The following is a 2,310-nucleotide window of genomic DNA, read 5'->3' as shown; positions in this document are numbered from 1 at the left end:
CGGCGGCGGGCTCGTCGGGTCGGGCCCAGGCGTGCAACCCCCAGAATGACGCGAGGCCTGCCGCCAGTGCGACCGTTGGAGCCAGCAGGCCGACCCGCTGGGCCGACTGTTCGTAGACGGCCAGCAGGCCGATGCCGCCGAGGACGGCGATCGAGACCAGTCCCGGCCAGCGGCTGCGGCGGGACGCCAGGCCGATGGCCGCCCCGAGCAGCGCCAGTACCACCGCCATGCCCACCAGCAAGGCCGGTTTGTCGGCGGTGCCGAACGTCGTGATCGCGAAATCCTTGACCGGTGCCGGGGTGCGGTCGATGGCGGCGTTGCCGACGGCGACGAACGGTGAGGACTCCGGGACGGATACCAGCCCCGCCACGAGGTGGCCGACCCCGAGCGCGGCGCCGACGGCGAGCAGGCCGGAAGCCGCGGCGGTCAGGGAGCCTCTGCTCATGTCTGCTATTCGACGCCATCGGGGGTGCGGATTGCCAGCGATAGTCCCGTCTGAGTCTGAAAGAATGGCCGGCATGCGCATCTACGTCGGCGGCGACCATGCCGGATTCGAACTGAAAGAAGCGATTCTCGAACACCTGACCAAGACCGGACACGAAGCGATCGATTGCGGGGCGTACGCCTACGACGGCGAGGACGACTATCCCGCGTTCTGCATCGCCGCCGCCGAGAAGACGGTGGCTGACCCCGGCACCCTCGGCATCGTGCTGGGTGGATCGGGCAACGGGGAGCAGATCGCGGCGAACAAGGTGCCCGGCGCGCGATGTGCGCTGGCCTGGAACGTCGACACCGCCACCCTGGCCCGCGAACACAACAACGCACAGCTGATCGGTATCGGCGGACGCATGCACACCCGCGAGGAGGCGCTGGCGATCGTCGACGCGTTCCTGGCCGCTGAGTGGTCCAAAGAGCAACGGCACCAACGGCGTATCGACATCCTCGCCGACTACGAGCGCACCCACGAAGCGCCGGCGGTTCCCGGGGTGCCCGCCTAGTCGTGCCGGAGGGCCACACGCTGCATCGGTTGGCCCGGCTGCATCAGCGGCGGTACGCCCGGGCACCCGTCGAGGTGTCGAGCCCACAGGGCCGATTCGTCGACGGCGCAGCGGCGGTCAGCGGCCGGGTGTTGACGAAGGCCGGTGCCTGGGGCAAGCACTTGTTCCACCACTACGAGGGCGGCCGCGTGGTGCATGTGCACCTCGGGTTGTACGGCACGTTCACCGAGTTCGCCGCGGGGTTGCCGGTGGCGCCGGTCGGCCAGGTCCGGATGCGGATGGTAGGCGCCGAGTTCGGCACCGACTTGCGTGGACCCACGGTCTGCGAGGTGATCGAGGCCCCTCAGGTCGCCGATATCGTCGCGAGACTGGGCCCCGATCCGCTGCGCCCCGACGCCGATCCGGCGTCGGCCTGGGCGCGAATCGCCAAGTCCCGCCGCCCAATTGGTGCGCTGTTGATGGATCAGGCGGTGATCGCCGGGGTGGGTAACGTGTACCGCAGTGAACTGCTCTACCGCCACCGCATCGATCCGTTCCGGGCGGGTGTGACGATCGAGGCGTCGACGTTCGATGCGCTGTGGACCGATCTGGTGGCGCTGATGAAGGTCGGGCTGCGTCGCGGCAAGATCGTGGTGGTGCGGCCCGAGGATGATCACGGCGCCCCGTCCTACGGCCCGGGCCGGCCCCGGACGTACGTATACCGGCGGGCGGGGGAGCCGTGCCGGGTGTGTGCAACGACGGTGTGCACCAGCGAACTCGAAGGCCGCAACGTGTTCTGGTGCCCGGCGTGTCAGGTTTGAGCGTTGACACTGCGTCGGCGGCGACAAAGTACGAGTAGGTTCCGCCCTAGCCGCAGAGTGAACCGCTCCGGCCCGAGCTAGAACCCGCCGAAATCGCCGAAGTCGCCGCCGAAGTCGCCCCAGCCGCCACCGTCGCCGCCGCCCATGTCGGCGCCGCCGCCGTCCCAGCCGCCGGCGTCGCCGCCGCCCTGGTCGAACCCGGATTCGTAGCCCTGCGAGAAGCCGTCACCGTAGCCGCTCTCGAAACCCTGTGCGCCGTAATCGACTCCGTGCATGCCGGTGAACAGGGCGTCGAAGAGCAGTACCGACCCGATACCCCACGCGCCGGCCACCAGCGCGGGCTTCCACCACGGTTCGGAGTACCAGCCGGCGGGCACCGGGCGTCCGGCCACCCGGCCGCCGGGATAGTAGTTCGGGGTGCGCTGCGACGGCATCGGTGACGCCTCGATCTCGCGGCCCTCGAAATTGATCCGGCGGTCCTCGGTGACCGAACCCGCCGACCGCTGTCCGGC

Annotated in this window: 2 protein-coding genes and 2 pseudogenes; 2 read left to right on the top strand and 2 right to left on the bottom strand. The window is 69.8% G+C overall.

What is annotated here, in order from left to right; all coding sequences use genetic code 11:
* Positions 1-445, bottom strand: a pseudogene (locus ACN269_RS33270) (molybdopterin-binding oxidoreductase); the annotation flags it as partial.
* A 73-nt stretch (positions 446-518) separates the two neighbouring features.
* On the opposite strand from ACN269_RS33270, the gene ACN269_RS33265 reads away from it, so the two are divergent.
* Both ACN269_RS33265 and ACN269_RS33260 read left to right on the top strand, forming a co-directional pair.
* Positions 519-998 (top strand): ribose-5-phosphate isomerase, encoded by a 480-nt coding sequence (locus ACN269_RS33265; RefSeq protein WP_421477082.1) that lies wholly within the window; start codon positions 519-521, stop codon positions 996-998.
* Positions 999-1,000: 2 nt separating this feature from the next.
* The gene (locus ACN269_RS33260; protein ID WP_421477080.1) at positions 1,001-1,798 is read left to right on the top strand and encodes an Fpg/Nei family DNA glycosylase; all 798 of its coding nucleotides are present in this window, start codon (positions 1,001-1,003) and stop codon (positions 1,796-1,798) included.
* A gap of 77 nt (positions 1,799-1,875) precedes the next feature.
* On the opposite strand, the pseudogene ACN269_RS33255 reads toward ACN269_RS33260, so the two are convergent.
* Positions 1,876-2,310, bottom strand: a pseudogene (locus ACN269_RS33255) (hypothetical protein); the annotation flags it as partial.

The organism is Micromonospora sp. WMMD736 (assembly GCF_049179015.1).
In the GTDB taxonomy this organism is placed as follows: Bacteria; Actinomycetota; Actinomycetes; order Mycobacteriales; family Micromonosporaceae; genus Micromonospora.
This window is presented reverse-complemented; position numbering and strand designations above follow the sequence as displayed.